This window comes from Nocardiopsis sp. TRM 82005, assembly GCF_056312425.1.
Genome location: NZ_JBWDTQ010000005.1, coordinates 261992 through 287118, shown reverse-complemented (window position 1 = coordinate 287118; position 25127 = coordinate 261992). Strand labels below are relative to the sequence as shown.

Genomic DNA, 25127 nt, shown 5'->3' with positions numbered 1-25127 from the left:
GTCAGCCGATGACGATGGCGCCCGCGAGGACCGGGTCGCCGAAGCTCACCGAGCCGTGCCCGGAGGCCAGGGCTCGGCTGCCCTGGCAGCTCGTGCCGGAGAAGAGGGCGTACCTGACCTTGCCCTCCGTGGCGATCCCGGTGACGCCGCCCTGTCCGGTCTTGAGGGTGCGGCAGCCCCCGTTCTCCACGGTCTGCTCATAGCCGGACTCGAAGGTGACACGGACGGTGGGAGCCTGATCCTCTCTGCTTGACAGTCCGGCGATCGCTCCGGCGATGGTGGCGGACATGGTGGCGAGGTTCGCAGGGCGGATCGGCACGTGATTCCCCTTCTCTGCTGGGCTCGCACGGGCACGACGGCTCCTCGCGAGTACGGAGTTGGTTACTCTGTGTCATTTAGCTACAGGATCACGCGAACCGAGAGGAGCTCGGGCGGAGTGTCGGCGGATTTCTCCTGTCGTGTCGCCCGGGAGCCGACCGCGCATTGTCGGGCCGCTCCCGGCACGGATAGGATGCGAACCGACCGCGGACGTGGAGGGAGGACGCCATGAGCCTCTTCTTCACGCTCTTCGAGTTCCTCATGCTGGGCGCCGTCCCGGCCGAACTCCTCCCGGCCCCCGTCACCCTGGCCCTGCTGCTGGCCACCGTCGGCACGGCCATCGCCTGCTACGTCCTGCGCGGCACCGGTCCATGGCCCGTGGGCGACACCGCCACGGGCGCGGCGCACGCGATGCGCCGCCGGTCGGCATGCCTGCCCGTGCCTACTCTCCGCGACCCCGACGCGGCCGGACGCCCCCGTCCGAGAGCACCGGGGGCGGCCGCTCCGGCCGCTCGCTGACCGTTCCGTCACGCCTCGCACGCCTCGGCGTGCGCGTGTCCCCGTGTTCACCGTGCCCGGCGCCTCCACGCGCCGACGGCCCCGGAAGGCGCAGACCGTCCCGGGTGCTCCCGCGGCTCAGGCGGGTACACGGCCCCGAGCGGCCCGACGTCTGTCTCCCTGCACTTTCCGGACGAAGGGCCATCCGACCTTGTACAGCTTCGGGCCGATCGCGGCCGCCATGACACTGCTCTCGACGATCCTCGCCACCCTCACCTCGCTGCTCACGCCTCTCACCGCGGGACTGGCGGCCGGCCTCGCCGTCGTGGTCCTGACCGTGATCGTGCGCCTGCTGCTCGTGCCCCTGGGCGTGATGCAGGTCCGCGCGGAAAAGGCCCGTGCGCGCCTGGCCCCACGGCTGGCCGAGGTCACCGCCAAGCACCGCAAGAACCCCGAGAAGCTCGTCGCCGAACAGCGCAAGGTCTACACCGAGGCTGGCACCTCACCGCTGGCGGGCTGTCTGCCCTCCCTGGCGCAGATGCCCGTCATGGTCGCGATCTACGGCGTGTTCATCGGGGCGGGAAGCACCGGGGAGCCGATGCTCGAGCACACCTTCGGCGGTGTCGGACTGGACGCGACCATGGCGGCCAGCGCCGACGGGCTGCTCGTGGCGCCCGTGTTCGCCGCCGTCATCGCTCTGATCGCCCTCGTGGCCTGGGCGAACCGCCGCTATCTCATGCTGCCCGTCATGCGGGCGAACGCGGCGGCCAACCCGAACCAGCCGCAGCTGGGCGTCCTGAGCTACATGCAGTTCATGACCGTGGTGGTGGCCGCCCTCGTGCCGCTGGCCGGAGGTCTGTACCTGCTGACCTCCGGTGCCTGGGCGCTGGGCGAGCGGCTCCTCCTGCGCCGGATCATCCCCGACTGAGCGGGCCGGTGACGGCGGGTCCGGCCTGTTCCCCCGGCTCCTCCCGGGCCCGTGCCCCGGGAGGGGCCGTCGGCCTCAGAAGTCGACGCTGACGCAGGCCAGACGATCCCCCGCGGTACCGGCCTCGCCCTCGCCCTCACCGGTCTCGGTGTGGTGCTCGTGCAGTACCAGGGACCGGGCCTCGCCCTCGCGGAACTCCCAGTCCACCGTGGTGGTGGCGTAGGCGTTACCGCGCTCGTCGGTGGTGAAGTCCAGCCAGATCTCGTTCTCGGGGTTGGCGTACTCGGGGTCGGTGGAGGGCTCGTCCTCGGCGGCGGCCGGATCGGCCTCGTTCTGGTAGTGCGGACCCGCGTCCCCGGGCTTCTCGCCGCAGGGCTGGGTGTGCACATGGGCGCCGAAGTCGCGGTCGGCCGCCAGGCCGGTGCCGGTGAACTGCACGTAGGTCTCGCCGTTCTGCTCGCGCACCTGGACGTCGGAGGTGGCGCCCTCGGGTACGGCGGTCTCGTCGTAGGTGATGGCGCCCGTGCCCTCGCCGGGCGGCAGGAAGGTGGACGCGGTCACGCTGGGGGAGGCGGTGGGCTGGGCGTCCGAGGTGTCGGGGGCGGCGGATCCGTCACTGGCGGCGGGATCGGACTGCGCGCAACCGGCAGCGAGGATCGCTGTCAGGGCCAGGCCGAGGGTGAGCGGTGTCTTGCGCATGACGGAACTCCCGGTGTGTTTTCAACGGTCGCCCGCAAGACTACCCAAAGTGTCCAAACGATAACTAGACGTGCGGAGCGTGGTCTGCAGGGGGAGGGAAGGGCGTCCTGAGGGTGAAGGCCTCCGGGGTGGGGCCGTGCTCGCGCAACAGGTCCAGGCGCCTTCCGGCCTCCTCGACTGTGGGGATCGTACCGCTGGAAACCCACCACAGGGCCAGATGCGCGCCCTTGAAGCGGTTGAACCACTCCCTCCGTCCGCGCAGCAGCTCCAGGTGCTCGCTCCGGTACGTGAAGTTCCACAGCGACTCCACGTCCTCCCAGACGGAGTAGTTGATCAGGAGCGCGTCGCCGAAGGGACGCAGGCCGGTGGCGTCCTCCCCGCCCTCCTCGACCAGCCGCCACACGAACCCCGGTGCTGTGTCCGCCAGGGCGTTGACGGGGTCGAGCCGAGAGGTGAACCCCTCCATGGAGGGGTCGCTGAGGGGTGCCTTCAGGGTGCCGACGTTGATCTGGGCCAGGTGGTAACCGGAGGAGGGGGGCGCGCTCATGGGGCACAGCACACCACAGCCTGAACTTCTATGTCAACGTTCATTGGTTTTGGAAATCACCACGCAGCACCGGTCTGGACGGGCCTCCATCCGGGCCCGTCCACCGTCCTCACCGCGCCCCTCCAGCATTCCGCGCAGCAGCTCCAGGTTCAGTCCGCAGGCCAGTGGCGGAAAGGTGCGCGCCAGGGTGTGGAAGGGGCAGTTGCGCAGCCGCATGCCGCCGTCTCCGGCGTCCGCTTCGTCGCCGCATCGGCGGTCCCCACCGTGGCCGCCCTCCGCCCCGGGGCCGGCCCCCCGTTCCTCCTCGGGCTCGTAACCCCGCGCACGCAGCAGCTCGGTGATCGGCCCGCCCCGGTGCCCGGCCCCGACCCTGCGGCCCTCCTCGCGCGCGACCGCGTACAGGGCCTCCTCCGCGCCGTGCCGCTCCACCGCCTCCGCCAGCACGTGGGCGGCCATCTCGTAGTCCCTCGGCGGCAGGTGCAGCGACAGCTCCCTGCCGGAACGCCGGTACATCTTGGCCGGACGTCCCGAACCCGGCCCCTCACGGCCGCTCACCTTGCGCTGGGACGTCTCCAGCAGCCCCGCGTCCGCCAGCCGGTCCAGGTGGTGCGCGGCCAGGGTGCGCTGGATGCCGAGCGCGTCGGCGGCCTGCCCGCGGCTGGTCTCGCCGCTCGCCGCCACGTACTCGTACAGCTTGCGGCGCATGGGGTCGGCCAGGGCCTGGGCCGCGTCGATCGAGGAGTCGTCCATGTCCCCATTGTCCGCGCGAGGGACCACTGGGCGACCGGTGCCCGCCGCCGCTGTTCGCGCCACCGCCCCGTGCCCGCTCCCGGCCGCCGGGATGGGACACTGGTGGACGACCACGACCCCTGCCGAACAGGCGACATGCGAACGATCAGACGCGGCGGCGAGTACGAGCTGGAGATCAGGAAGTCCCGCTTCATCTGCGCGCTGACCAGGGCCGACAGCGAGGAAGCCGCACGCGCCTTCATCGCCGAGCGCCGCAAGGAGCACTGGAGCGCCAACCACAACTGCACCGCCTACGTGCTCGGTGACCAGGGCGACGTGCAGCGCTCCAGCGACGACGGCGAGCCCGGCGGGACCGCCGGGGTGCCCATGCTCGAGGTACTGCGGCACCGGCGGCTCACCGACACCGTCGCCGTCGTCACCCGTTACTTCGGCGGGGTCAAGCTCGGCGCGGGCGGGCTGATCCGGGCCTACGGCAACGCGGTCTCCGCCGCCGTGGACGAGTTCGGGGTCCTGGAACGGCGCCGGCTCCTCGTCGTGGACGTGTTCGCCGACTACGTGCTCGGCGGCCGCCTGGAGAGCGACCTGCGCGACTCCTCCCTGACCGTGCGCGGGGTCTCCTACGCCGACCGGGTCCGCATCGAGGTGGCACTGCCCGAGGAGGAGCTGGCGGACTTCGAGTTCCGCCTGGCCGAGTTGACCGGTGGCAGGGCGGAGTCCTCGGTGAGGGGCACCACGGTCGTGGAGGTGGAGTCCTGATCCCCGCCGCACGCGTTGTTCGCAGAGCTGTAACGAGTGGCGGTCCGTGTGTGTCGGCGTATCATGGCGCGGCTTAGGATTTGCCGTAAACGTCATCGTTCGTGGGGAGAAACCGTCCATGCGCAGCTCACGGGTGCCCCAGGCTCTCACCTGTGGCCTCGCGGTGCTGCTGGCCGCCGCGTGCACCGGCGATCCGGAACCCCCCGAACCCCGGCCGGAGGAGGGTCCGGCCCCGGTCCCCACCGCCTTCGGCGGGGAGGCGCCGCCCGGAATCGAGGGTGAGGTGCTGCGTTACCTGCACGGTGACACAGCGGACGTCCACGAGATCTTCGACGATCCCTCCGGGGTACGGATCAGCCCGGTCGGCGACGCCTTTCTCGTCAGCTCCGGCGGCGAGGACCGCCATCTGCTGCACGACGCCGCCACCGGGGAGGCCCTGTGGGAGGGCGGGGCACGCTTCCGCGGGTTCGACACCGACCGCGACGGCGAGCGGGTCCTGCGCATGGCGGACACTGACGGGACCCCGTTCGTCCTGAACTCCCTCGGAGAGCGGTTGTGGGAGCCGGCCGAGGAGGGGGACGCCTACCTCGACGGCCTCGCCGTGCGCCACCCCGCCGGGTGGAGCGGGGAGGAGCCCCACGGCGCCTTCTCACTGCTGGATGCCGAGGGCGACGAGCTGTGGTCCTACGACTTCGAGGCCGAGGCCGAGGAGGATCCCGAGGCCGAGGGGGGCTCGGAGGGTTCGGAAACCCCGGGGAGCGATTCGGACGGGGCCGACGAGGAGGTCGGCGAAGAAGCCGAGGAGGAGCCCGGCCTGGGCGTGCCCGTGGCCGCCCGGGACGACCTGGTCCTGCTCGCCTCCGGAGGTCCCGTCCTGCATGCCTACTCCGTCGATCCTGACTCCGGCTCCGGCTCCGGCTCCGGGGGCGAGGAGCTGTGGACGATCGACGGTGAGGACGCGGACCTGGGCCTGCCCACCTCCGCGCCCGTCCCCGCGCCGCAGGTGATCGGCTTCTACCCGCTGCACGAGCCCGGGAGTGAACCGGAGGAATCCAGCGGGGACGAGGGGGACACCGGCGACGACGAGGAGGCCGATGAGGCCGGGGCCGAGGAGGTCCTGCTGCTGCGCTGGGCCCAGTCCGAGGCGCATTCCACGCTCTCCGCGCACGACCCGGAGACCGGCGACCCGCTGTGGACCCTGGAGGAGCCGGGCACGAACCCGATCGCCGAGCCGTTCGACTCAGCGGGGGCCACGGGCAGCCTGTACGACGCCGGCACCGGTACGCTCCTGCTGCCCCAGGCCAGCCGTGAGGCCCCGGTGGTCGCGATCGGCCTGGCCGCCGGAGAGGTCCTGTGGGGCATGGAGGACGACGCCGAGCCGATCTCCCCGGCCTTCGCCTTCGACGGCCTCGTCTACGGGGACTCCCGCACCAGTACCGGCCAGGACCGGCAGCTGGTGCTCGACGCCGTCACCATGGACGTGGTCGAGGATGAGACGCCGGCGTACGTGGAGGCGGTCACCGAGAGCGGGCACGCCGTCCTCGTCCACGACAGGCAGCGTTTCGTCTACGGTCCGCCCCCGGAGGAGGGCCCTTCCGAGGGCCCCTCGGCGGAGTCCGCGGACGACGGGTCCGCCGAGGCCTCCGACGGCGGTTCCGGCTGAGGTCCTCCGTACCACTGTGCCCAGCGCGGTACCCGGTACCGCCCGGGAGGACCGCTCCCTCAGCTCCTCCGCTCGGGCAGCCGCACGACCACGTCGATCCCCAGCGCACCAGTGTCCACCGTGCCGTCGTCGAACGCCTCCCACTGCCAGCGGGCGGCGTGCGAGGAACCCGCGGCGACCACGATCGTGCTCGGCGGAAGGTTCGTCAGTACATGTGCGTCGGCCTGCCCCAGCGGGCGCGGGACGACCACCGCCGCCGGCGCCTCCGGGCCCGGGTCCAGACCGTGGATCGGATCCGGGGCGGTCACCACCGGGGTCGTGTCCGGCACCAGCGAGTGCAGAGGACGCCCTGGCCTGAGCACCCGCACTGACAGCCCGGCCGCGTGCAGCCCGTCGGCGACCACCCGCACCGTGTCGGCGGCCACCTTGGGGTCCCCGTCCACGGCCAGAAGCCCGCGCATCCGGGTGAAGTCCACGTGCACGAGCGCGTCGGTGTCCTCCTTCTGCCCCAGGCACACCAGCACGCCCCGCAGCGCGGTTCCCATCCTCGTCTGCACGGACGTGCCGAAGTGCACGGGTGCCGACGACCGGCCGCTGCCGTACCGCCAGGTGGTGGTGTCCACGACCCGCCAGGAGGTTGCCGGAGGGGGGGTCGCTCCGCCGGGCACCACGCCGGTCGTCTCGGTGGGCGTGGTCAGGAGGGCGACGGGCCGTGCGGGCACATCCGCCGGTGCGCCGATCAGCTCCGCGTGCGCGGCTCCGGCACGGCGCGGGGCACTTGGGTCGGAGGCGATCAGGTCGGTCGCGGCCCGGCGGCGCCGCGCGGCGGCTCCGGGCCGCGAGGGCCGCCGCCCCTTGGGCCGGTCGGCCCTGACCGCGGCGGCCTTGCGGAACGGCCAGGTGACGGCCCGGCCGATCGGCTGCCAGAACAGGGTGATGAGGGTCAGCAGGATCAGGCCCGCCGCGCCCACGGCGAGGATACGCGGGTCGATGGCCGGCTTCTCGTCCTCCCCCGAGGCGGAGGCGGCGGACTCCTCGGACGGCTCGTCCTCCGGCGGCGGGGTGTACGCGGGCGGTGCCGGGGGAGGGGTGGGCGGGGTGACGCCCGCTATGTTGGCCTGGTCCACCGAGAGCACGCACAGGGGGTCGGGGCCCTCGTAGACACCCTCGCCTCCGGCGTCGAAGGGCACCACCAGGCGCCATCCGGGGGCCACCTCGCGGTCCTCGCCGAGGGCGCCGCCGTCGGCCTGGGTGCGGCCCGAGTTGTACTCGTAGATCTCGTCGGAGCGTTCGGAGCCGCCCAGGATGAGTTCGGCGATGGAGTCCAGGCCGGGGGAGCCCTCGGGAACCACGTAGTAGTACACCGTCGGGCAGATCTCGTAGGTCTCCTCCTCCGTCCCCGCGTCCGCGGCGGCCGGCGCCACCAGCGCCGCGACGAGGGCCGGACCGGCGAGGACGGCCACGGCCGCCCGTGGCCACCAGGAACATCGGGTGCGAGGGTGTCCGGATCGTGCCGCCGCTGTCAGGGTCACTCGCTCTCTCCTGTGGCTGTCTTCGCTGGTGGGTCGCCTCTGGGGGAGACGGCGGAAATCGGTGCCCGGTTCACGGGAACTCAGCTCGCTCCCGGGGCGTCTGTTCACTCACGGGCGTGGCAGTCTATGATGTCGGGTCCGCACTGGGCCCCAGTGCCCCGGGCTCCGACGCCCCCGGCGGATCGCGCCGCCCTCCCCGTGGCGCGCCCCGATCCGCGCCGTTCTGGGAACTGGAAAGCGAGTACGACGGGACGTGGCGCAGCAACCGCGTGAGTATCTGAAATGGGAGCTCTTCGACCAGGTCAAGGACCCGGTCCCCTGGGACCCGGAGGACGTCAAGGCCCTGAAGGACTTCTACGAGCGGCTGTCGGACGCGGCGGAGAACGCCGCCCGCGACGTCCGCAGGCTCGACGACGACAACTTCGGTGAGGGCAAGACCGCTGAGACCCTCCAGGAGTTCGTCAAGGAGCTGCCCAAGTACCTGGACAAGGCCCACGAAGCCTACGAGGGGGGCTACGACGCGCTGAACACCTGGTACGGGGCCCTCCAGGCAGCCAGGGACTGCAGCGGGACCGTCGCCCGCCTGGCGGACCAGGCCCACCAGGGCCTGGACGACCCCGAGGAGTGGAAGGACGGGGACGACTCCCTCCAGGCGGAGTACATCGGTCGTCTGGACCAGATCATCACCACGATGAACGAGGCCGTCGACACGTGCAGGACCGCTCTGGAAAAGGCCGAACAGGGCAGTCCGCGCGAGCTGTGGGGGTGGCTGGACGCGGTCGTCACATGGGTGGAGGAGAACCCGATCCTCACCGCCGTGATCACGATCGTCGCGGGCCTGGCGGCCATCTTCATCCCCGGTCTGGGCATCGCCCTGGCAGTCGCCATGTTCGCGGTGAGTTCGGCCAGACTGTTCCGGGAGGACAAGCTCGGCTTCAACATGGAGACCGTCGTCACCCTCGGCATGGACGCGCTCTCCCTGGTTCCGGGCGGCGCGTTCCTGAAGGGCGGACAGGCCCTCGCCCGGTTCGCCCGGCCGATGACCGGCCCCATGGGCCGGGGGCTCCGTGGCGCCGCCGCCTCCACACGGGCCGGCCGGGGCGTCCAGCAGGTGAGCACCCGGGTCGCCAGCGGCGTCCGCAGGGGCAGCACCAACTTCACCAGGTTCCGGGCGAACCACGTCAGCGCGGACGTCGCCTACTCCGTCACCCGGGACACCGCCGTCGGCATGGGGTCCTCGGTCGCCGTGCAGGTCGGCGCGGGCAAGGACATGGACGACATCCATCTCGGGCACGAGCTCCTCGGTGCGTTCGGCACCAACGCCCTCGGTGCCAGCGCCGGAGTGGCCCGGGACCACGGGCACCTGCCCTCGTTCTTCGGCGGCGAGGGCGGTGGGAACTACAACAGTGGCTCCGGCCCGGACGGGACCCCGACCACCACCTACACCCACCCCGGCGGTGAGGGGCAGCCGGACTTCACCATGACGGTGAGCCCCGACGACGTTTCGGTCGGCGACATGTCCGTCCGTGCCGGCGACGACGGGTTCCAGGTGAGCCGTCCCGACGACTCCTCCGTCAGCACCACGCGCGACGGGGGGAGCGGAACCGTCGACCTGACCGGCCCGGGCGGCACTCCGGGTGCCTCCTACCGGGACAACGAGATCAGCGTTCCGACCGGTGACGACAGCAGCGTCACCGTGTCCAGGGACCCGGATGGCGGTCCCGCCATCCGGACCGACGACGGGCTCTCGGTCCATCCCGGTGGAAACGACGAGCCCGCGCAGATCACCCAGAGCGGCAGCGACCGCGTCGACCTCGACTTCGGCGGGTCCGGCCCGACCATCTCCCGGCCGGAGCCCGACGGCACCGGGAGCGTCCCCCGGACCGAGGTCATCGATCCGGACGGCCGAAGCGCCGAGGTCGGCTCCGACGGTTACCGGATGGACACCGAGTCCGGGAGCTCGCAGAGCTACGACCGGGGTTCGGACACCGCGACCATCGATTCCGGCGGCACCAGGATCAGCGCCGGACCCGGCTCGGTCAGGGCCGTCGACGAGGCGCGCGGTGTCGACATCCAGCAGTGGGACAACGGGGCGGGCATCGCCGACGGGGCCGGCTCCCACGCCACGGTCCGCGAGGACGGCAGCGCCGACATCCGGACGGACAACCCCTCCCCCTCCCCGCGCGCCACTCAGGACGCGGACGGCCACGTCAGGATCGACGGCGACGGTCCTCGCGGCAGCGACGCCTGGCCGGGCCAGGTCCGCACCGAGGACGGCACCGGTGTCGTGGTGCTGGATCGCGAAGGCCGGACCAGTGTCCAGGTGTGGCACTCCGACGGGACCAGGCGCTCCTACGGTCCCGACGGAGAACCGCACGGCCACTACCCGCCGCTGAGCCGCGACCCCGACACGGGCGAGCCCTACGTCGTCTCGGACGGAGCCAGGGTGTCGGTCGTGCCCAGGCCCGGCTCCCAGGGCGCCGAACCCTCCCTGCGGATGGAGACGTCCCAGGGCTGGACGGTGACGACCTCACGCGACGGCGAGATGTCCACGCGCACACCCGAGAACGGTGACGGGGACGCGCTTCAGGTCACCCGCCGTTCGAACGGATCGACCGAGATGGGCACCGGCACCCACCGTGTCGGCTCCGACACCGGGACGGGCAGCGTCACGGCCAGGGGTCCCGGCGGCGTCAGCGCCGGAAGCGATCGGAACGGCACGCACGTGAGCGACGGCACCACGCGGACCGAGGCCGCTTACGGGAGGGCGCCCGGCGAGGGTACGGCGCAGACCACGCGAGGCGACGGAGACGACCGCACGACCGTCGCCGGGCACGACGGCGCCGAGGCCAACGTGACCACCCGGGACGGTTTCAACGTGCGGACACGGATCGAGGACGGCCGGGTCCGCACGGACGTGCCCTCCGACGGAGCCAGCCGCAGCATCAGGAACGGGAACCGCACCATCGACACCGGACCCGGCGGCGTCAGCGTGCGCGGGCCCTCCCCGGACGGCCCCGGACACACTCCGCCGCGAACGGGGGAGCACGCCGGGGACGCGGGCCGGGACACGCCCGGATGGCAGGTGTCGGCCGACTCCCGCGGCGGTGTCAGCGGGGGCACGCACCCCGACCACCGGATCGACGCGCGTCCCCCGGGAGAGGCGGGACGCCTTCCCCACCGCCCCTCCGACGACGTCAGCTTCCGTAGCGGGGACGTCGAGGGCACGCAGACCGCCAACGGCCGGACCACGCTCACCGACGGCGAGACCACGGTCAGGGAGGGGCGCGGCAGCGTCCGGGTGGACAACGGGCCGGAGAACCCCGACCTGCACATCAACCAGGACGGGGTTCGGGTCTCCAACCCCGACGGTTCTGCGCAGAGGGTGGACTACCCCGACCGGAACGGTGACCAGGGCGGGCTCCCGAACTCGACCCGGCCTGAGCCCGGCTCGATCCGGGCGGCGGGCCAGGAAGCCGTCTGGCAGGTCGCCAAGAACGTCCTCAACCTGGCCGGAGGGTTCGGCATGGACAACCTTCGGCTCTGGCAGGAGTGGTGGGACGACGAGGTCAGTATCGACAAGCCCTACTGGATCCAGAACGCCATGCAGGTCGCCACCGCCCTCCCCAAGGGTGCTTACGAGGAGCTCGGGAGGATGCCCGGTGGCGACCTCGCCGACATCCCCATGGAGATGGGCCACCAGGCCATGCGCAACGACCTCAAGGAGGAGTACATAGAGCACCACGAACCGGGGCTCCACCAGGAGAACCTGGCCGCGCAGGCGGAGGCCGCCGGGCAGGACGAGGAGGTGCCGAAGGTCATGGGTGCTGTGAAGGAGGACCTCAGGGACCACATCGCGGTCCTGGACGCGGCCCTCTCCCCGGAGATGCGCGAGGAGCACCTCGCCGAGCGCGGCGACATGTCCGACGCGGAGCGCCGGCGGATGGACGAGGTCATGGACAGGATCGCGCGGGAACGGCGGCTGCTCGGTGAGAAACTCACCGAAGCCGGAGGCTAGGGAGAAAGGGAGGGCCCGATGGCCAGAGTGGTGAGGATCGACACCGACACGTTGGAGGAGATGCGGCGTTCGCTGAGCCGCATCCAGACCGATTTCGCGGGCGAGGACGTCGAGAGCCCCGAGGACCGGGCCGAGGACATCGGCCCGAGCCGGCTCGTGGACGCCGCCAAGGACTACGGCAAGGACTGCAAGAAGAACTACGAGCGGCAGTCTGAGAACCTGGGCAAGCTGCTCAACGCGCTCGAACCCGTTATCTCGACCTTCCACGAGATGGACACGGAGCTGGGCAAGGCCCTGGAGGAGGACCAGCAGGGACCGCCGCAGCACGGCGGCCAGCTCGCCGTCTAGCAAGTACCGAGGAAGGAGTACCGCCGTGCCGTACCTGTTCGAGGAGGGCGTGCCCGAGTCCGACATCGGGTTCGACGTCTCGGTTCCCGAGGGCTGGACGGAGTACGACCTCACCGGTGACGCGGTCGCGAAGATGCGCGCTCAGGCCGTCGAGATGTACGCGAACCGGCCCGAGGAACTGAACGCGCTCAGTGATCTGCTCGCCGAGATCTCCCAGGTGACCGGCGACGCCAGGAGGGGCGGCCTGCTCTCGGCCGCCGGCACCTTCGAGGAGTACGAGGACGGCTTCTTCATGGCGACCGTCTGCGTGTTCTCCTTCCCAGCTGGACAGGGCTCCCAGACGCTCGACCCGATCCGCATGATGGAGTCCGTCCACTCCGACGACGCCGTCGCACGCGAGGGCACCTGGCTGAGGAAGACCACGGTCGACCTCCCCGACTCTGGAGCCGACCAGTGCGGCCGGATCTACGGTGTCACCGACTACGAGATGGACGACACCGTCGTCCGCTCCGTCGTCATGCACACCTCCTTCGCCGCTCCCGGCCTGGACAAGCGGATCCTGGTCAGCTGCTCCAGCCCCAACGCCCTCCAGTCGGAGGACGTACTGGACCTCTTCGACGCCATCACCGGTACCGCGCGGTTCTGGGAGCGCGAGGTCGAGGGGACAGCCTGACCGGATCGGTGCCGATGATTTCCGGGGTGAACCATCACGTCAGCGGACGTATCCACCACAATGGTGCCCGCAGGGGCAGCCCCGGCCCCGCCGCGACCGTGCCGGTCGGGCACGAGCGACCCGGACCCACCCATTCGGACCGACAGGAGGCACACATGCCCGTGTACAACGTCGACAGCGACAAGACCGAAGAGACCTCGACCTCCCTCATCCAGGAGTTCAACGAGTTCACCGAGCGCCTTGAGGGCATCAAGAGCAAGGTCGACGGCCTCATCTCGGACGGCTACAGCACCCCCGCCGCCGAGAAGCACTTCCGCCCGTTCTTCGAGGAGTTCAACACCGGTTTCGAGGGCGTGAACAAGGGCCTCGAAGGCATCGGCAAGTACATCAAGTCCGTCGGTGAGACCTTCAGCGAAACCGACGACAAGCTCGGCGAGGGCCTCAAGGGCTGACCCCGGCGGCGGAGTCCCGGCACCACGCGAAAGGCGGGGGCGACCCCCGGGGGCCGCCCCCGCACCTTCGACACGACGACCAACCCGGAAGCAGTCCCCACCGTGCGCCTCCTCTTCACAGCGACCCCAGCCACCGGTCCGACCGTGGACGGACCGGGCGGCACCGGCCCCGTGGCTTCCTCCGCACTGCGTATGGACGTCCTGGTCGACGCCGACCCCAGCGCCACGGTGCGCCAGCTCTCCGGGGTCATCGATCCGATGGTGCGCACCCTTCCCCGGGACCCCGGCCAGGACGTGCCGCTGTTCCTGGGCGACCAGCCGGTGGACCCGGCCGTCTCCCTGGCGGACGCGGGGTTCCTTGACGGCTCGGTGGTCGGTGTGGGCGGCCCCGCCCCGGTCAAGGGCGAGCCGCCCGGAGTGGTGGAGGTCCGCGTCGTCTCCGGGCCCGACGCCGGGCGCGTGGTCCGTCTCGATCCCGGCGACTACGTCGTCGGTGACGACGAGGCCGCCGTGCTCGCCGTGGACTCCGACGGCTACTGGGCGCGGATCAGGGTCGCGCCCGACGCGACCGTCACCATCGTGGGCACGAGCAGCGGACCGGGCTGCTTCCTGGAGGGCGACGAGGCCGAACCCGGTACCGTCTGGCCGCAGGGTGAACAGCTCACTCTGGGCGGCACCCTGTTCGAGGTGTGGCCCAACCACCGGCCCGACGCCTCCGTGGTGACCTCAGAGGACGGTACCGGCCTGGACTACAACCGGCCGCCCCGCCTGCACCCGGCGCCCACCAAGACCAAGTTCAAGCTGCCCAGCCCGCCTGAGCCGCCGGACCGGCCGATCGTCCAGCTGATCATGATGATCCTCATGCCGATCACCATGGCGGTCGGCAGCGCACTCATCATGGGCCGCCCCCAGTACCTGCTCATCGGCCTGCTCGCCCCCGTCTCGGTGCTGTTCATGCAGATCATGCAGCGCCGCACCACCAGGGCCCGCTACGAGAAGCAGCTCGCCGAGTACGAGGAGAAGAGGGAACGCGTCACGCGGGACGCCCGCGACGCACTCGTCTCCGAACAGCGCAAGCTCCGCGACACCTGCCCCGACCCCGCGGCCGTCCTGCTGATGGCCACGGGCCCGCGCGCCCGCTTGTGGGAACGCCGCCAGATCGACGAGGACTTCACCCAGCTGCGCGTGGGCACCGGGAGCATCCCCTCCCAGGTGGTCCTGAGCGACCCCACCAAGGACGACCACCGCAGGGACGTCACCTGGGACATGCGCGACGTCCCGGTGAGCGTATCGGTCAGGGACAACGGGGTCGTGGGCGTGGCCGGGAGGGGCGAGGGCGCCGAGGCCCTGGAACGCTGGCTGGTCGCCCAGCTCGCCGCCCTGCACAGCCCTGCCGAGCTGCACGTCTACCTGCTGTCCATGGAGGGCGACCACAACCGCTGGCGCTGGACCCGCTACCTGCCCCACCTGCGCGGCGACCGCCCCCAACTCTCGCTCGGCCGTATCGGCATCGACGCCACCACCTGCGCCCGCCGCGTCTCGGAGCTGCTCATGCTCCTGGAGGCCCGCCAGCAGGCCCGCCGCGACCTCGCCGACCAGCCCGCGGTCGTGGTGGTGCTCGACGGCGCCCGACGCACCCGCTCGCTGCCCGGAGTGGTCCAACTGCTCCGCGAGGGCCCCGAGGCCGGTATCTACATCCTGTGCCTGGACGCCGAGGAGCGCCTGCTCCCCGAGGAGTGCCAGGCCGTCGTCAGCAGCACCCCGCACGGCATGCGCCTGCGGCGCACCTCCTACGACAACGTCGAGGACGTACGCGCCGACGTCCCCTCCGCGGCCTGGGTGGACCGGTTGGGCCGTGCCCTGGCGCCCATGCGCGACAGCAGTGTCGGCGAGAGCGGCGGATCGCTGCCGCGCAGCGCCCGCCTGCTCGACGTCATCGGCCTGGAGCCGCCGAACGGCGAGGCCATCTCCGCCCACTGGGCCTCGGGCGGCCGCAGCACGGTCGCCACGCTCGGAGTGGGCCTGGACGGCCCGTTCTCGGTGGACATCCGCAGGGACGGCCCGCACGCCCTCATCGCCGGGACCACCGGCTCCGGCAAGTCCGAGCTGCTCCAGACCCTGGTGGCCTCCCTCGCAGCGGTCAACCGCCCCGAGTCCATGTCGTTCGTGCTGGTGGACTACAAGGGCGGCAGCGCGTTCAAGGACTGCATGGAGCTGCCGCACACCGTTGGCATGGTCACCGACCTGGACACCCACCTGGTGAGCCGGGCCCTGGTGTCCCTGGGCGCCGAACTGCACCGGCGCGAGCACATCCTGGCCAAGGCCGGGGCCAAGGACATCGAGGACTACCTCGAACTCCTGGACCGGGACCCGCGCATGCCGCAGATGCCCCGGCTGATGCTGGTCATCGACGAGTTCGCGTCCATGGCCCGTGAGCTGCCCGACTTCGTCAAGGGCCTGGTCAACATCGCCCAGCGGGGCCGCTCCCTCGGCATCCACCTGGTCCTGGCCACCCAGCGCCCCGGCGGAGTGGTCACCAACGACATCCGCGCCAACACCAACCTGCGCATCGCCCTGCGGATGACCGACGCGAACGAGAGCCGCGACGTCATCGACGCCCCCGAGTCCGCGCACATCGGTATCGACACCCCCGGCCGGGCCTACGCACGCCTGGGCCACACCTCCCTGCTGCCCTTCCAGTCCGGCCGGGTGGGCGGGCGCCGGATCGTGGCCGCGGCCGACGCCTCCGAACCGGTCGCGCACCCGGTGAAGTGGTCGGACCTGGCCCTGCCCGCGCCCTCGGCGGCGCAGGACGAGGGCGAGGCCGGCGACGTGGAGGTCACCGACCTGACCGTTCTGGTCGGCGCGGTCAAGGAGGCCGCCGAGCGGACGGGTGCGCGCCGCCAGTCCAGTCCGTGGCTGCCCGCGCTGCCCACCGCGCTCACCCTGTCCGAGCTGCTCCGGGGCCGCTCTCCTGAGGCGGTGCACGGCAGGATCCAGCCCGCCCCCGTGGGGCTGGTCGACGTGCCCGCCCAGCAGCGCCAGTTCCCCTACACGTTCGACCTGACCAGGACGGGGCACCTGCACGTCATGGGCTCGGGCCGCACCGGCCGTTCCCAGGCTCTGCGCACGATCGCCGCCTCCCTGGCGCTGGCCCACCACCCCGGCGACGTGCACATGTACGGCCTGGACTGCGGCAACGGCGCCCTGCTGCCGCTGGAGCGGCTGCCGCACTGCGGCGCGGTGGCCCAGCGCACGCAGGGCGAGCGGGTGGTACGCCTGCTGGGAATGCTTGGCGACGAGCTGGACCGGCGGCAGAAGCTGCTGGCCGCGCACGGCTGCGCCGACCTGGAGGAGCTGCGCGCCAAGCTGCCCCCGAACGAGCGCCCCTCCCACCTGGTGGTGTTCATAGACCGCGTGGACGCCTTCGAGCAGGCTTTCGGCGAGTACAACTACGGCGCGCTGGTGGAGGACGTCACCACCCTCATGCGCGACGGTGCCGGTGTGGGCATGCATGTCGTGGCCACGGGTGACCGCGTCCTGACCCGCACCAAGTACTCCTCCACCACCGAGGAGCTGCTGGTACTGCGCTGCAACGACAACGGCGACTACAGCGCGGCCGGGCTCAACGCCCGCTCGCTGCCCGAGGAGGTGCCCGACGGCCGGGCCTTCCGGGCCGGGGACGCCATGGAGGTGCAGCTGGCCCTGCTCAACCGCGACCCGCAGGGCTCGGTACAGGGCGCCGAGGTGGGCCGTATCGCCGGCTTCGTGTCCCGGCGTCCGCAGGAGGGGACCGGGCCGCGGCCGTTCCGGGTGGACGTCCTGCCCGACCAGCTCGCCTACACCGACATGGCCCGCTACCGGGCCGAGCCCGCCCGCCCGCTGCACGCACTGCTGGGCGTGGGCGGCAACGAGCTGGCCGCGATCAACGCCGACCTGTCGCGCGTCCCCACGTTCCTGGTGAGCGGGCCGCCCCAGTCCGGGCGCTCCAGCATGCTCACCCTGATGGCCAGGTCGCTGCTGGAGGGCGGCACCGAGCTGCTGCTGGTCACCCCGCGCGGCTCGCGCCTGGCGGACCTGCGCGGCCAACCGGGCGTGCAGGCCGTCCTGGACGCCGCCGAGCCGAAGCTGTCCCAGCTGCACGAGGCGCTCGGCCGGTTCGGGGGTGAGACCGCCGCGGTGGTGATCGACGACGCCGAGCTCCTGCTACAGAGCGACCTCGGCAAGGAGTTCACCCGCATCGCCCGGGGCATGGTCGGAGCCGGGTGGGGCATTGTCGCGGCGGGCACCAACGAGGCCCTCCAGGGCGGTTTCAACGGGTGGCACGTCCATCTCAAGCGCAACCGCGTGGGTGCCCTGCTCTCACCACAGACCCAGAGCGACGGCGAGGTGCTGGGCCTGCGCCTGCCCAAGGGCGTGTCCAGTCCCCGCCTCACCCCGGGTACCGCCTACCTGCACTTGGGAGACGGGCGCATCCAACAGGTGAGGGTGCCGATGCCCTGACCGGATCCGGCCGTCCCCTCGGCGAAGCGGTCCGGCCGGACCAGCTAGGCTCCGGATATCCCACGAGCGTCCCGTTCCTCCCCCGCCCCTGGGAAGGGCCCGCCTCTCCCACCGCACCCCGCCCTGAACGAGACCTGTGAGCCGATCGTGAGTACGCACCCCTCAGCCGTTACTCTCCCCGCGACCGCGACCGTTCTGACCTCCTCCGATCCCGCGCGCATCGGCCCCTACCGTCTGCTCAGGCGCCTGGGCTCGGGCGGTATGGGCGTGGTGTACGCGGCCCGCGACCAGAGCGGGGAACTGGTCGCGGTCAAGCTCATCCACCCCGAGTACTCCGCCGACGCCGAGTTCCGGGCCCGCTTCGCCCGTGAGGTGGAGCTGCTGCGCCGGGTGGGCGGTGCCTGCGCGGTGCCGTTGCTGGCCGCCGACACCGAGGCCGAGCGGCCCTGGCTGGTGACCCCGCTGGTGCGGGGGATGACGCTCAGCGCCTACATGCGCAAACACGGCCCGCTGAACGAGCAGCTGCTGCTCGGCCTGGCGGCCGGTGTGGCCGAGGCGCTCGCCCAGATCCACGATGTCGGCATCGCCCACCGCGACCTCAAGCCCGCCAACATCGTCCTGTCGCCGGAGGGCCCGCGGGTCCTGGACTTCGGCGTGGCCCGGGCGATCGACCAGACCGCGCTCACCCGTACCGGTTCCGTGCTGGGATCGCCTGGCTGGATCAGCCCCGACCACTACAGGGGCGAGCCCGCCAGCACCTCCGACGACATCTTCGCCTGGGGCGCCCTGATCACCTACGCCGCGACGGGGCGTCCGCCGTTCGGTACCGGGGATCCGGCAGCCGTCGCGCACCGGGTGATCAGCGGGGAGCCGGACACCGAGGGCTTCACCGGCCCGCTCGCCGACCTGGCCGCCCGTGCGCTCAGCAAGGAGGTCTCCGAGCGGCCCACCGCGCTGGACCTGGTCAGCGGCGTGGTCGCGGCAGGCGCCCCTGGGCGCTCCTACGCCCCCGTGGACTCCGCCGCGGCCGCCGACGGTGTCATGGCCGCGGTGGTTGACCGCAACTGGCAGGGCGTGCAGGCGGCACCCGAACGAGAGTTCCCGGTGGCCCCGGACAGGGGCTCCGGCCGAGTCGGCAGGGTCCTGGCCGTGGTCGGTGCCGCCGTGGGCGCCCTGGTCCTGCTCGCGGGGCTCGGCGCGGGCGGTGTGGCCCTCGCCGACAACTGGGACTCCCTGCCCGTCGCCGCCTGGTTCGAAGACGGCCCGGCTGATGAGGCCGAGGCGGCGGACGCCGCCGGGGACCAGCGCCGCCCGGGCCCGGTGGGCCAGGAGCCCCGGGAGGATGCGCCGCCCTCCGAGGACCCGTCCGGGGAGCCCTCCGAAGAGGCGTCCGAGGCCCCGGAGGAGGACGACGAGGACGAGGAGGACGACTCCGGAGGGAGCGGTGAGCCCGTCACCGAGACGGCCACGGTCGGAGCCGGGGTGGGCGTCGGCGGCACGCGCCCGTCCGGGGACCACGTCGTGGCCTTCCAGCCCTCCGGCGGCTCCGGCCGGTACGCGCGGCTCGACGGCGCCACCGTGGTGTGCGCGTGGAGTTTCTGCCAGAGCGAGGGCGGTTCGGTCGGCGACGGCGGTACCGGGTCGGTCGCCTCCAGCCCCTCGGCCCTGACCAGCTACGTCAATCACGGCAACCGCACCATCAGAGCCGAGATCACCTACACCACCGCCGATGACGGAACCGTCACCATCACCCGCCTGGTGGAGCAGCACCGCACCAGCGGCACGGGCACCCCGCCCTGGTAACCGTGAACGGGAGAGACATGTCGAAGACCCTCGTCCGCAGGGCCGCCGCCGCGCTAGGGCTGGCCCTGCTCGTGATGTCGGCCAACCCCGCGCCCGCCACCGCCGCCTCCTACGGCGACCAGTGCGGTAGCGGGTACGAGGAGATCAACAAGACCGCCATCAGCGGAGGCACCGTCTTCCTGACCTACAACAACGCCAACGGCAGGAACTGCGCCGTGGTGGTGCGGTCCAGCCCGGGCAGCGCCATGAACATGGACGTGGCGCTCAAGCGCAGCAACTCCACCTCATGGCAGACCGACCCGGGCAACTGGACGGAGTACGCCGGTCCGGTCTACGTCGAGGCCGCTGGTCAGTGCGTGGACTGGGGCGGTGTGATCGGCGACGAGTGGGTCGTGCGCAACGGAACCCACTGCGGTTGATCCGCCGCGTCAGCGCCCCGCCCCTCGGAGCCGGGCCCACCATACGGCCGTCCACGCGGCCAGGCCCGCTCCGGTTCCGGTGAGGGCGCCGACGAGCAGGCACCGCACGAGGTCGTAGCCGCTCACCGCCGCGCGTTCGGACAGGCCGCCCGCCACGGCCCCCGCGACCGCGCACACCGCGACGGCCGCCAGCGCCGCCGCGCGCACGCGGCCGTTCGCCTCCGGGCCGCCGCGGTCCGCGTCGGAGCCAGCGCGGCCCGCGCCAGTGCGGTGGCCGTGCCTCCGGTGGACCCACCACGCCAGTGCGGCCAGACCGGCCGCGGAACTGATGTACATCAACATGTTGTAGAGCAGGTGCGGGCCCGCCACCGGGGTGCTCAACACCGGCCACGAGCGTACGAGGACGCCGCCGGTCTGGGTGAAGGAGTCCCAGGCCATGTGGGTGGCCGAGCCCGTCGCGAGGGCCGCGGCGGCCAGCCCCGCGGCGCGTACCGCCTCCCGCGCGGACCGGGGGCCCGGGCGGTCGGCGCGGGCACCCGCCCGGCCAGCGCGTACAGGGGAGCCCGGAGTACGTACACGTACACGGCCAGCGCGACACCTCCGAGCAGTACGTCCGTCCCCAGCCCGGCGGCCCCGTGCGTGGTCGTCGCGGCCAGGGGCAGAGGCAGGTAGTACGGCAGGTCGGGCGCGAGTGAACCGGCGACCAGCGCCGCCAGCGGCAGTCGTGTGCGCGCCAGGGGCAGGACCGCGGCGGCGTGGCTGAGGGTGAAGGGCAACGTCGTCCTAGGGTCGTGGCGGAGGGCCTCCGGACGAGGGCCTCCGTCCCGGGCTGGGGCGGCCGGGTGAATGCCTTCGATCGCTCCGTTGAACACCTGGTTCGGCGCACCCCGCCCGGAGTGTGGGCTACATCACAGCATGACCCCGAAGTGGCGTGTGACACGCCCTCCCGCGCCTCACGCGCCCCACCCCGGGGCTCCGGAATCGAATGCGATTCTCTACCATCCGATATATGGACGTCCCTGAGAGCGGAGCCGCCGGATCCGGCGCCCCCAACCTGGCCGAGGGGTTCCCGGCCGCCACGTACGAGCGGTGGCGCGAACTCGTCGCGGCAGTGCTGCGCAAGAGCGGTGTCTCCGAGGAACGGCTCGCCGACGCACCCGAGTCGGTACTGGCCACGCACACCTACGACGGGTTCGACATCGAGCCCCTCCACACCTTCGACTCCTCGGCCGCGGACCCCGGCTTCCCCGGCCTGGCCCCCTTCACCCGGGGCTACCGGCCGGGCGGAGGGGTCTCCCAGGGCTGGGACATCCGCGCACGCCACACCGACGCCGATCCGGCCGTCCTGCGGCGACGTCTGCACAGCGACCTCATGAACGGCGTCAGCTCCCTGTGGATCGCCGTCGGCGGAACCGGCCTGCCCGCTTCAGCGCTCGGTGAGGCGCTCACCGACGTCCACCTCGACCTCGCACCCGTGGCCCTGGACCCCGGCGCCGACTACGCCGACACCGCCACCGCGCTGCTCGACGCCCACGCCGACGCCGGTGTACCCGACGGCCGGATCATCTCCCACCTGGGCGTGGACCCCATCACCACCGCCGCACGGGCCGGTGAGCACCCCGACGTCATGGACCCCGTCCGCTTCGCCGTGGACCGCTCCCAGGGCCGTCCCGGCCTGGGGCTGGTCGTGGCCGACGGCACCCTCGTGCACAACGCGGGCGGCTCCGAGGGGCAGGAGCTCGGTTTCGCCATCGCCGCCGGCACCGCCTACCTGCGCGCCCTGCACGCCGCCGGGCTGGACCTGCCCGACGCCGCTCGGCGAGTCGAGTTCCGCCTGGCCGCCAACGCCGACCAGTTCTCGGTGATCGCCAAGCTGCGCGCCGTCCGCGCCATGTGGAACCAGGTACTGGCCGCCAGCGGCGTGCCCGCCGACCAGCGCACCATGCGTCTGCACGCCGCCACCTCCGAGGCGATGATGACCCGCCGCGACCCACACGTGAACATGCTGCGCACCACCGTGGCCTGCTTCGCCGCCGGTGTGGGCGGCGCCGACTCGGTCACGGTCGCGCCCTTCGACTCCGCCGTGGGCCTGCCAGACGACTTCGCCCGCCGCGTCGCCCGCAACACCCAGTCGCTCCTGATCGAGGAGTCGCACCTGGCGCAGGTCATCGACCCCGCCGGAGGATCCTTCTACGTGGAGGCGCTCACCCGCGACATGTACCGGGCGGGATGGGCGTTCTTCCAGGAGGTGGAGGCCGCGGGCGGGGCCGCTGAGGCCGTCGAGCACGGTCTGCTGCGCGAGCGCGTGGACGCGGTGTGGGCACGCCGCCGCCTCGACCTGGCGCACCGGCGTTCCCCGCTCACCGGCGTCAGCGAGTTCCCCAACGCGGACGAGGTGCCGCTGATCCGGCCCGCCGACCCCCGAACGACGCCTGCGGCGCGGTCCCGTCCGACCGCGCCGGTCCCCGGCGGCTTCCCGGTGCGCCGCTACGCTGACGACTACGAGACCCTGCGCGACCGTAGCGACACCCAGGCGGGCGACACCGGCCACCGGCCCACCGCCTTCCTCGCCACGCTGGGCCCGGTCGCCGCGCACACGGCCCGCGCCTCCTTCGCCGCCAACCTGCTCGCGGCGGGCGGCATCGCGGTCCAGGAGCCCGGCCCGCTCGACGGCGCCGCCGCCGTCGCGGACGCCTTCGCCGCGTCCGGCACCCGCGTCGCCGTCATCTGCTCCTCCGACGAGCTGTACGTCGAGCACGCAGAGGCCGTCGTGCGGGCGCTCAAGGGTGCCGGAGCACGCCGAGTACTGCTCGCGGGCACGCCCCGCGACACCTACCGTGAGGCCGGGGTGGACGCCTTCGCCCACCGGGGGTGCGACGCCGTCGCCCTCCTCACCGACCTGGTCGACGTCCTGATCACCGATCCACCGGAACCGTCCGCCGCAGCCCAGGGGGCGCACACATGATCCCCGACTTCTCCACCGTGGCCCCGGAGCTTCCCGGGTTCTCCGAGAGCACCTCTCCGGGAGGCGGCTCGGCCGCCTGGCAGAGCGCCCTGGAGGCCAGCACCGGCAAGGCCGCCGACGCCCTGGAGTGGGAGACCCCCGAGGGCATCGGGGTCAAACCGCTGTACACGCCCGCCGACCGCGAGGGCCTGGACTTCGTGGACGGGATGTCGGGAATCCCGCCCTACCTCCGCGGCCCCTACCCGACCATGTACGTCAACCAGCCCTGGACGATCCGCCAGTACGCCGGGTTCTCCACCGCCGAGGAGTCCAACGCCTTCTACCGGCGCAACCTGGCCGCCGGGCAGAAGGGGCTGTCGGTCGCCTTCGACCTGGCCACCCACCGCGGCTACGACTCCGACCACCCCCGTGTGGCGGGCGACGTCGGCATGGCGGGCGTGGCCATCGACTCCATCTACGACATGCGTCAGCTGTTCGACGGCATCCCGTTGGACAGGATGAGCGTGTCCATGACCATGAACGGCGCGGTGCTGCCCGTCCTGGCGCTGTACATCGTGGCCGCAGAGGAGCAGGGTGTGCCCCCGGAGAAACTGTCCGGGACCATCCAGAACGACATCCTCAAGGAGTTCATGGTCCGCAACACCTACATCTACCCGCCGCAGCCGTCGATGCGGATCATCTCCGACATCTTCGCCTACACCTCGCAGCGGATGCCGCGCTTCAACTCCATCTCCATCTCCGGCTACCACATGCAGGAGGCCGGGGCCACGGCCGACCTGGAACTGGCCTACACCCTGGCCGACGGAGTGGAGTACATTCGCGCCGGTCAGCGATCCGGGCTGGACGTGGACGCGTTCGCGCCGCGCCTGTCGTTCTTCTGGGCGATCGGCATGAACTTCTTCATGGAGGTCGCCAAGCTCCGCGCCGCCCGCCTACTGTGGGCCCGCCTGGTCAAGGACCTGGGCGCGGTCAAGGACAAGTCGCTGAGCCTGCGCACCCACTCCCAGACCTCGGGGTGGTCGCTCACCGCCCAGGACGTGTTCAACAACGTGCCCCGCACCTGTGTGGAGGCGATGGCCGCGACCCAGGGCCACACCCAGTCGCTGCACACCAACGCCCTGGACGAGGCGCTGGCCCTGCCCACCGACTTCTCCGCGCGCATCGCCCGCAACACCCAGTTGCTGCTCCAGCAGGAGTCCGGCACCACCCGCGCGGTGGACCCGTGGGGCGGCAGCTACTACGTGGAGCGGCTCACCCAGGAGCTGGCCGCCAAGGCGTGGGCGCACATCCAGGAGGTGGAGAAGGCCGGGGGCATGGCCGCCGCCATCGACGCGGGACTGCCCAAGATGCGCATCGAGGAGGCCGCCGCCCGCACGCAGGCGCGCATCGACTCCGGCCGCCAGCCGGTGATCGGCGTCAACAAGTACCGCCCCGACACCGAGGACGAGATCGAGGTCCTCAAGGTCGACAACTCCCGGGTGCGTGTCGAGCAGCTGGAGAAGCTGCGCCGTCTGCGCGAGGAGCGGGACGAGGGACGAACGCGCGCCGCGCTCGACGCGCTGACCGAGGCGGCCGGGCGCGAGTCCAGGGCGGACGGGGGCCTGAGCAACAACCTTCTGGCGGCGGCGGTCGACGCGGCCCGGGCCAAGGCCACCGTCGGCGAGATCTCCGACGCGATGGAGAGGGTCTTCGCCCGCCACTCCGGCCAGATCCGTACGATTCAGGGCGTGTACAGGGACGAGGCGTCGGGCAGCACCGACGCGGCCGGGCTCATGGACCGCGTGACCCGTCGGGTGGACGAGTTCGCCGAGACGGAGGGCCGCCGTCCCCGCATCCTGGTCGCGAAGATGGGCCAGGACGGGCACGACCGCGGCCAGAAGGTGATCGCGACCGCCTTCGCCGACCTGGGCTTCGACGTGGACGTCGGCCCGCTGTTCCAGACACCGGCCGAGGTCGCCGTCCAGGCGGTGGAGGCCGACGTGCACGTGGTCGGGGTGTCCTCGCTCGCGGCCGGGCACCTCACACTGGTCCCCGCCCTGCGTGAGGAGTTGGCCGGGCTCGACCGCGAGGACATCATGATCGTGGTCGGCGGGGTCATCCCTCCGGCGGACTTCGAGTCGTTGCGGGAGGCGGGTGCGTCGGCGATCTTCCCGCCCGGGACGGTCATCGCCGAGGCAGCCGTCGACCTGCTCGACCAGTTGGAGGAACGGCTGGGGTAGAACGGCTCGGACGGGACGGCGGCCGCGGGAGCGGCC

Annotated in this window: 20 protein-coding genes; 13 read left to right on the top strand and 7 right to left on the bottom strand. The window is 72.1% G+C overall.

Translation table 11 applies throughout. The features are described 5' to 3' along the window. Position 1: 1 nt before the first annotated feature. Complete coding sequence (locus AC0T5L_RS03800; RefSeq protein ID WP_476163925.1) at positions 2-319, bottom strand: hypothetical protein; 318 nt, start codon at positions 317-319, stop codon at positions 2-4. 227 nt (positions 320-546) lie between these two features. Here AC0T5L_RS03800 and AC0T5L_RS03795 point away from each other — a divergent pair, with 227 nt between their 5' ends. Next, positions 547-837, top strand: coding sequence for a DUF6412 domain-containing protein (locus AC0T5L_RS03795; RefSeq protein WP_476163924.1), 291 nt, complete (start codon positions 547-549; stop codon positions 835-837). A gap of 190 nt (positions 838-1027) precedes the next feature. Next, a complete protein-coding gene (locus AC0T5L_RS03790; RefSeq protein WP_476163923.1) occupies positions 1028-1744 on the top strand; it encodes a YidC/Oxa1 family membrane protein insertase in 717 nt (238 codons plus the stop codon). Positions 1745-1819: 75 nt separating this feature from the next. On the opposite strand, the gene AC0T5L_RS03785 is transcribed toward AC0T5L_RS03790, so the two are convergent. The 3 genes from AC0T5L_RS03785 to AC0T5L_RS03775 all read right to left on the bottom strand — a co-directional run bounded on the left by AC0T5L_RS03785 (position 1820) and on the right by AC0T5L_RS03775 (position 3740). Next, on the bottom strand, positions 1820-2443 hold the full coding sequence (locus AC0T5L_RS03785; RefSeq protein WP_476163922.1) for a superoxide dismutase family protein: 624 nt from the start codon (positions 2441-2443) through the stop codon (positions 1820-1822). A 64-nt stretch (positions 2444-2507) separates the two neighbouring features. Further along, a complete protein-coding gene (locus AC0T5L_RS03780) occupies positions 2508-2990 on the bottom strand; it encodes a DUF3291 domain-containing protein (RefSeq protein ID WP_476163921.1) in 483 nt (160 codons plus the stop codon). A gap of 33 nt (positions 2991-3023) precedes the next feature. Then, positions 3024-3740 (bottom strand): helix-turn-helix transcriptional regulator, encoded by a 717-nt coding sequence (locus tag AC0T5L_RS03775; RefSeq protein WP_476163920.1) that lies wholly within the window; start codon positions 3738-3740, stop codon positions 3024-3026. A 135-nt stretch (positions 3741-3875) separates the two neighbouring features. On the opposite strand from AC0T5L_RS03775, the gene AC0T5L_RS03770 reads away from it, so the two are divergent. Both AC0T5L_RS03770 and AC0T5L_RS03765 read left to right on the top strand, forming a co-directional pair. Then, the gene (locus AC0T5L_RS03770; protein WP_476163919.1) at positions 3876-4496 is read left to right on the top strand and encodes a YigZ family protein; all 621 of its coding nucleotides are present in this window, start codon (positions 3876-3878) and stop codon (positions 4494-4496) included. A 118-nt stretch (positions 4497-4614) separates the two neighbouring features. Further along, positions 4615-6159 (top strand): hypothetical protein, encoded by a 1545-nt coding sequence (locus AC0T5L_RS03765; RefSeq protein WP_476163918.1) that lies wholly within the window; start codon positions 4615-4617, stop codon positions 6157-6159. Positions 6160-6218: 59 nt separating this feature from the next. Here AC0T5L_RS03765 and AC0T5L_RS03760 read toward each other — a convergent pair whose 3' ends face one another. Next, positions 6219-7622 carry a hypothetical protein gene (locus tag AC0T5L_RS03760; protein ID WP_476163917.1) on the bottom strand — a complete coding sequence of 468 codons (1404 nt, stop codon included), beginning with the start codon at positions 7620-7622 and terminating at the stop codon, positions 6219-6221. A gap of 322 nt (positions 7623-7944) precedes the next feature. Between AC0T5L_RS03760 and AC0T5L_RS03755 the strand changes: the two genes are divergently transcribed. The 7 genes from AC0T5L_RS03755 (at position 7945) to AC0T5L_RS03725 (ending at position 19907) form a co-directional block, all read left to right on the top strand. Continuing rightward, complete coding sequence (locus AC0T5L_RS03755) at positions 7945-11709, top strand: RHS repeat domain-containing protein (RefSeq protein WP_476163916.1); 3765 nt, start codon at positions 7945-7947, stop codon at positions 11707-11709. Positions 11710-11727: 18 nt separating this feature from the next. Beyond that, positions 11728-12057 (top strand): hypothetical protein, encoded by a 330-nt coding sequence (locus AC0T5L_RS03750; protein WP_476163915.1) that lies wholly within the window; start codon positions 11728-11730, stop codon positions 12055-12057. A 25-nt stretch (positions 12058-12082) separates the two neighbouring features. Beyond that, positions 12083-12730: a hypothetical protein gene (locus AC0T5L_RS03745; RefSeq protein WP_476163914.1), complete on the top strand. Its 648-nt coding sequence runs from the start codon at positions 12083-12085 to the stop codon at positions 12728-12730. 155 nt (positions 12731-12885) lie between these two features. Next, the gene (locus tag AC0T5L_RS03740) at positions 12886-13182 is read left to right on the top strand and encodes a WXG100 family type VII secretion target (protein ID WP_476163913.1); all 297 of its coding nucleotides are present in this window, start codon (positions 12886-12888) and stop codon (positions 13180-13182) included. A 102-nt stretch (positions 13183-13284) separates the two neighbouring features. Next, positions 13285-17685, top strand: a complete 4401-nt coding sequence (locus tag AC0T5L_RS03735) for an FtsK/SpoIIIE domain-containing protein (RefSeq protein WP_476163912.1) — start codon at positions 13285-13287, stop codon at positions 17683-17685. Between the two features lie 147 nt (positions 17686-17832). Continuing rightward, on the top strand, positions 17833-19488 hold the full coding sequence (locus AC0T5L_RS03730) for a serine/threonine-protein kinase (RefSeq protein WP_476163911.1): 1656 nt from the start codon (positions 17833-17835) through the stop codon (positions 19486-19488). 17 nt (positions 19489-19505) lie between these two features. Then, the gene (locus AC0T5L_RS03725) at positions 19506-19907 is read left to right on the top strand and encodes a spore-associated protein A (protein ID WP_476163910.1); all 402 of its coding nucleotides are present in this window, start codon (positions 19506-19508) and stop codon (positions 19905-19907) included. A 9-nt stretch (positions 19908-19916) separates the two neighbouring features. Here the strand turns inward: AC0T5L_RS03725 and AC0T5L_RS03720 are convergent, their stop codons facing one another. Next, positions 19917-20384 carry a DUF4184 family protein gene (locus tag AC0T5L_RS03720; RefSeq protein WP_476164094.1) on the bottom strand — a complete coding sequence of 156 codons (468 nt, stop codon included), beginning with the start codon at positions 20382-20384 and terminating at the stop codon, positions 19917-19919. Next, positions 20285-20779, bottom strand: coding sequence for a DUF4184 family protein (locus AC0T5L_RS03715; protein WP_476163909.1), 495 nt, complete (start codon positions 20777-20779; stop codon positions 20285-20287). Before AC0T5L_RS03715 ends, AC0T5L_RS03720 begins: the two co-directional genes overlap by 100 nt. 137 nt (positions 20780-20916) lie before the next feature. On the opposite strand from AC0T5L_RS03715, the gene AC0T5L_RS03710 reads away from it, so the two are divergent. Both AC0T5L_RS03710 and scpA read left to right on the top strand, forming a co-directional pair. After that, on the top strand, positions 20917-22872 hold the full coding sequence (locus AC0T5L_RS03710) for a methylmalonyl-CoA mutase family protein (protein WP_476163908.1): 1956 nt from the start codon (positions 20917-20919) through the stop codon (positions 22870-22872). Continuing rightward, positions 22869-25091, top strand: a complete 2223-nt coding sequence (gene scpA, locus AC0T5L_RS03705) for a methylmalonyl-CoA mutase (protein ID WP_476163907.1) — start codon at positions 22869-22871, stop codon at positions 25089-25091. The genes AC0T5L_RS03710 and scpA overlap by 4 nt, the downstream gene beginning before the upstream one ends. Positions 25092-25127 lie beyond the last annotated feature (36 nt).

Bases quoted from the DNA above. Each gene is read 5' to 3' on its own strand.
- AC0T5L_RS03765 (WP_476163918.1), top strand. From the start codon at position 4,615: ATGCGCAGCTCACGGGTGCCCCAGGCTCTCACCTGTGGCCTCGCGGTG.
- AC0T5L_RS03750 (WP_476163915.1), top strand. From the start codon at position 11,728: ATGGCCAGAGTGGTGAGGATCGACACCGACACGTTGGAGGAGATGCGG.
- scpA (WP_476163907.1), top strand. From the start codon at position 22,869: ATGATCCCCGACTTCTCCACCGTGGCCCCGGAGCTTCCCGGGTTCTCC.
- AC0T5L_RS03725 (WP_476163910.1), top strand. From the start codon at position 19,506: ATGTCGAAGACCCTCGTCCGCAGGGCCGCCGCCGCGCTAGGGCTGGCC.
- AC0T5L_RS03780 (WP_476163921.1), bottom strand. From the start codon at position 2,990: ATGAGCGCGCCCCCCTCCTCCGGTTACCACCTGGCCCAGATCAACGTC.
- AC0T5L_RS03740 (WP_476163913.1), top strand. From the start codon at position 12,886: ATGCCCGTGTACAACGTCGACAGCGACAAGACCGAAGAGACCTCGACC.
- AC0T5L_RS03770 (WP_476163919.1), top strand. From the start codon at position 3,876: ATGCGAACGATCAGACGCGGCGGCGAGTACGAGCTGGAGATCAGGAAG.
- AC0T5L_RS03775 (WP_476163920.1), bottom strand. From the start codon at position 3,740: ATGGACGACTCCTCGATCGACGCGGCCCAGGCCCTGGCCGACCCCATG.
- AC0T5L_RS03710 (WP_476163908.1), top strand. From the start codon at position 20,917: ATGGACGTCCCTGAGAGCGGAGCCGCCGGATCCGGCGCCCCCAACCTG.
- AC0T5L_RS03795 (WP_476163924.1), top strand. From the start codon at position 547: ATGAGCCTCTTCTTCACGCTCTTCGAGTTCCTCATGCTGGGCGCCGTC.
- AC0T5L_RS03785 (WP_476163922.1), bottom strand. From the start codon at position 2,443: ATGCGCAAGACACCGCTCACCCTCGGCCTGGCCCTGACAGCGATCCTC.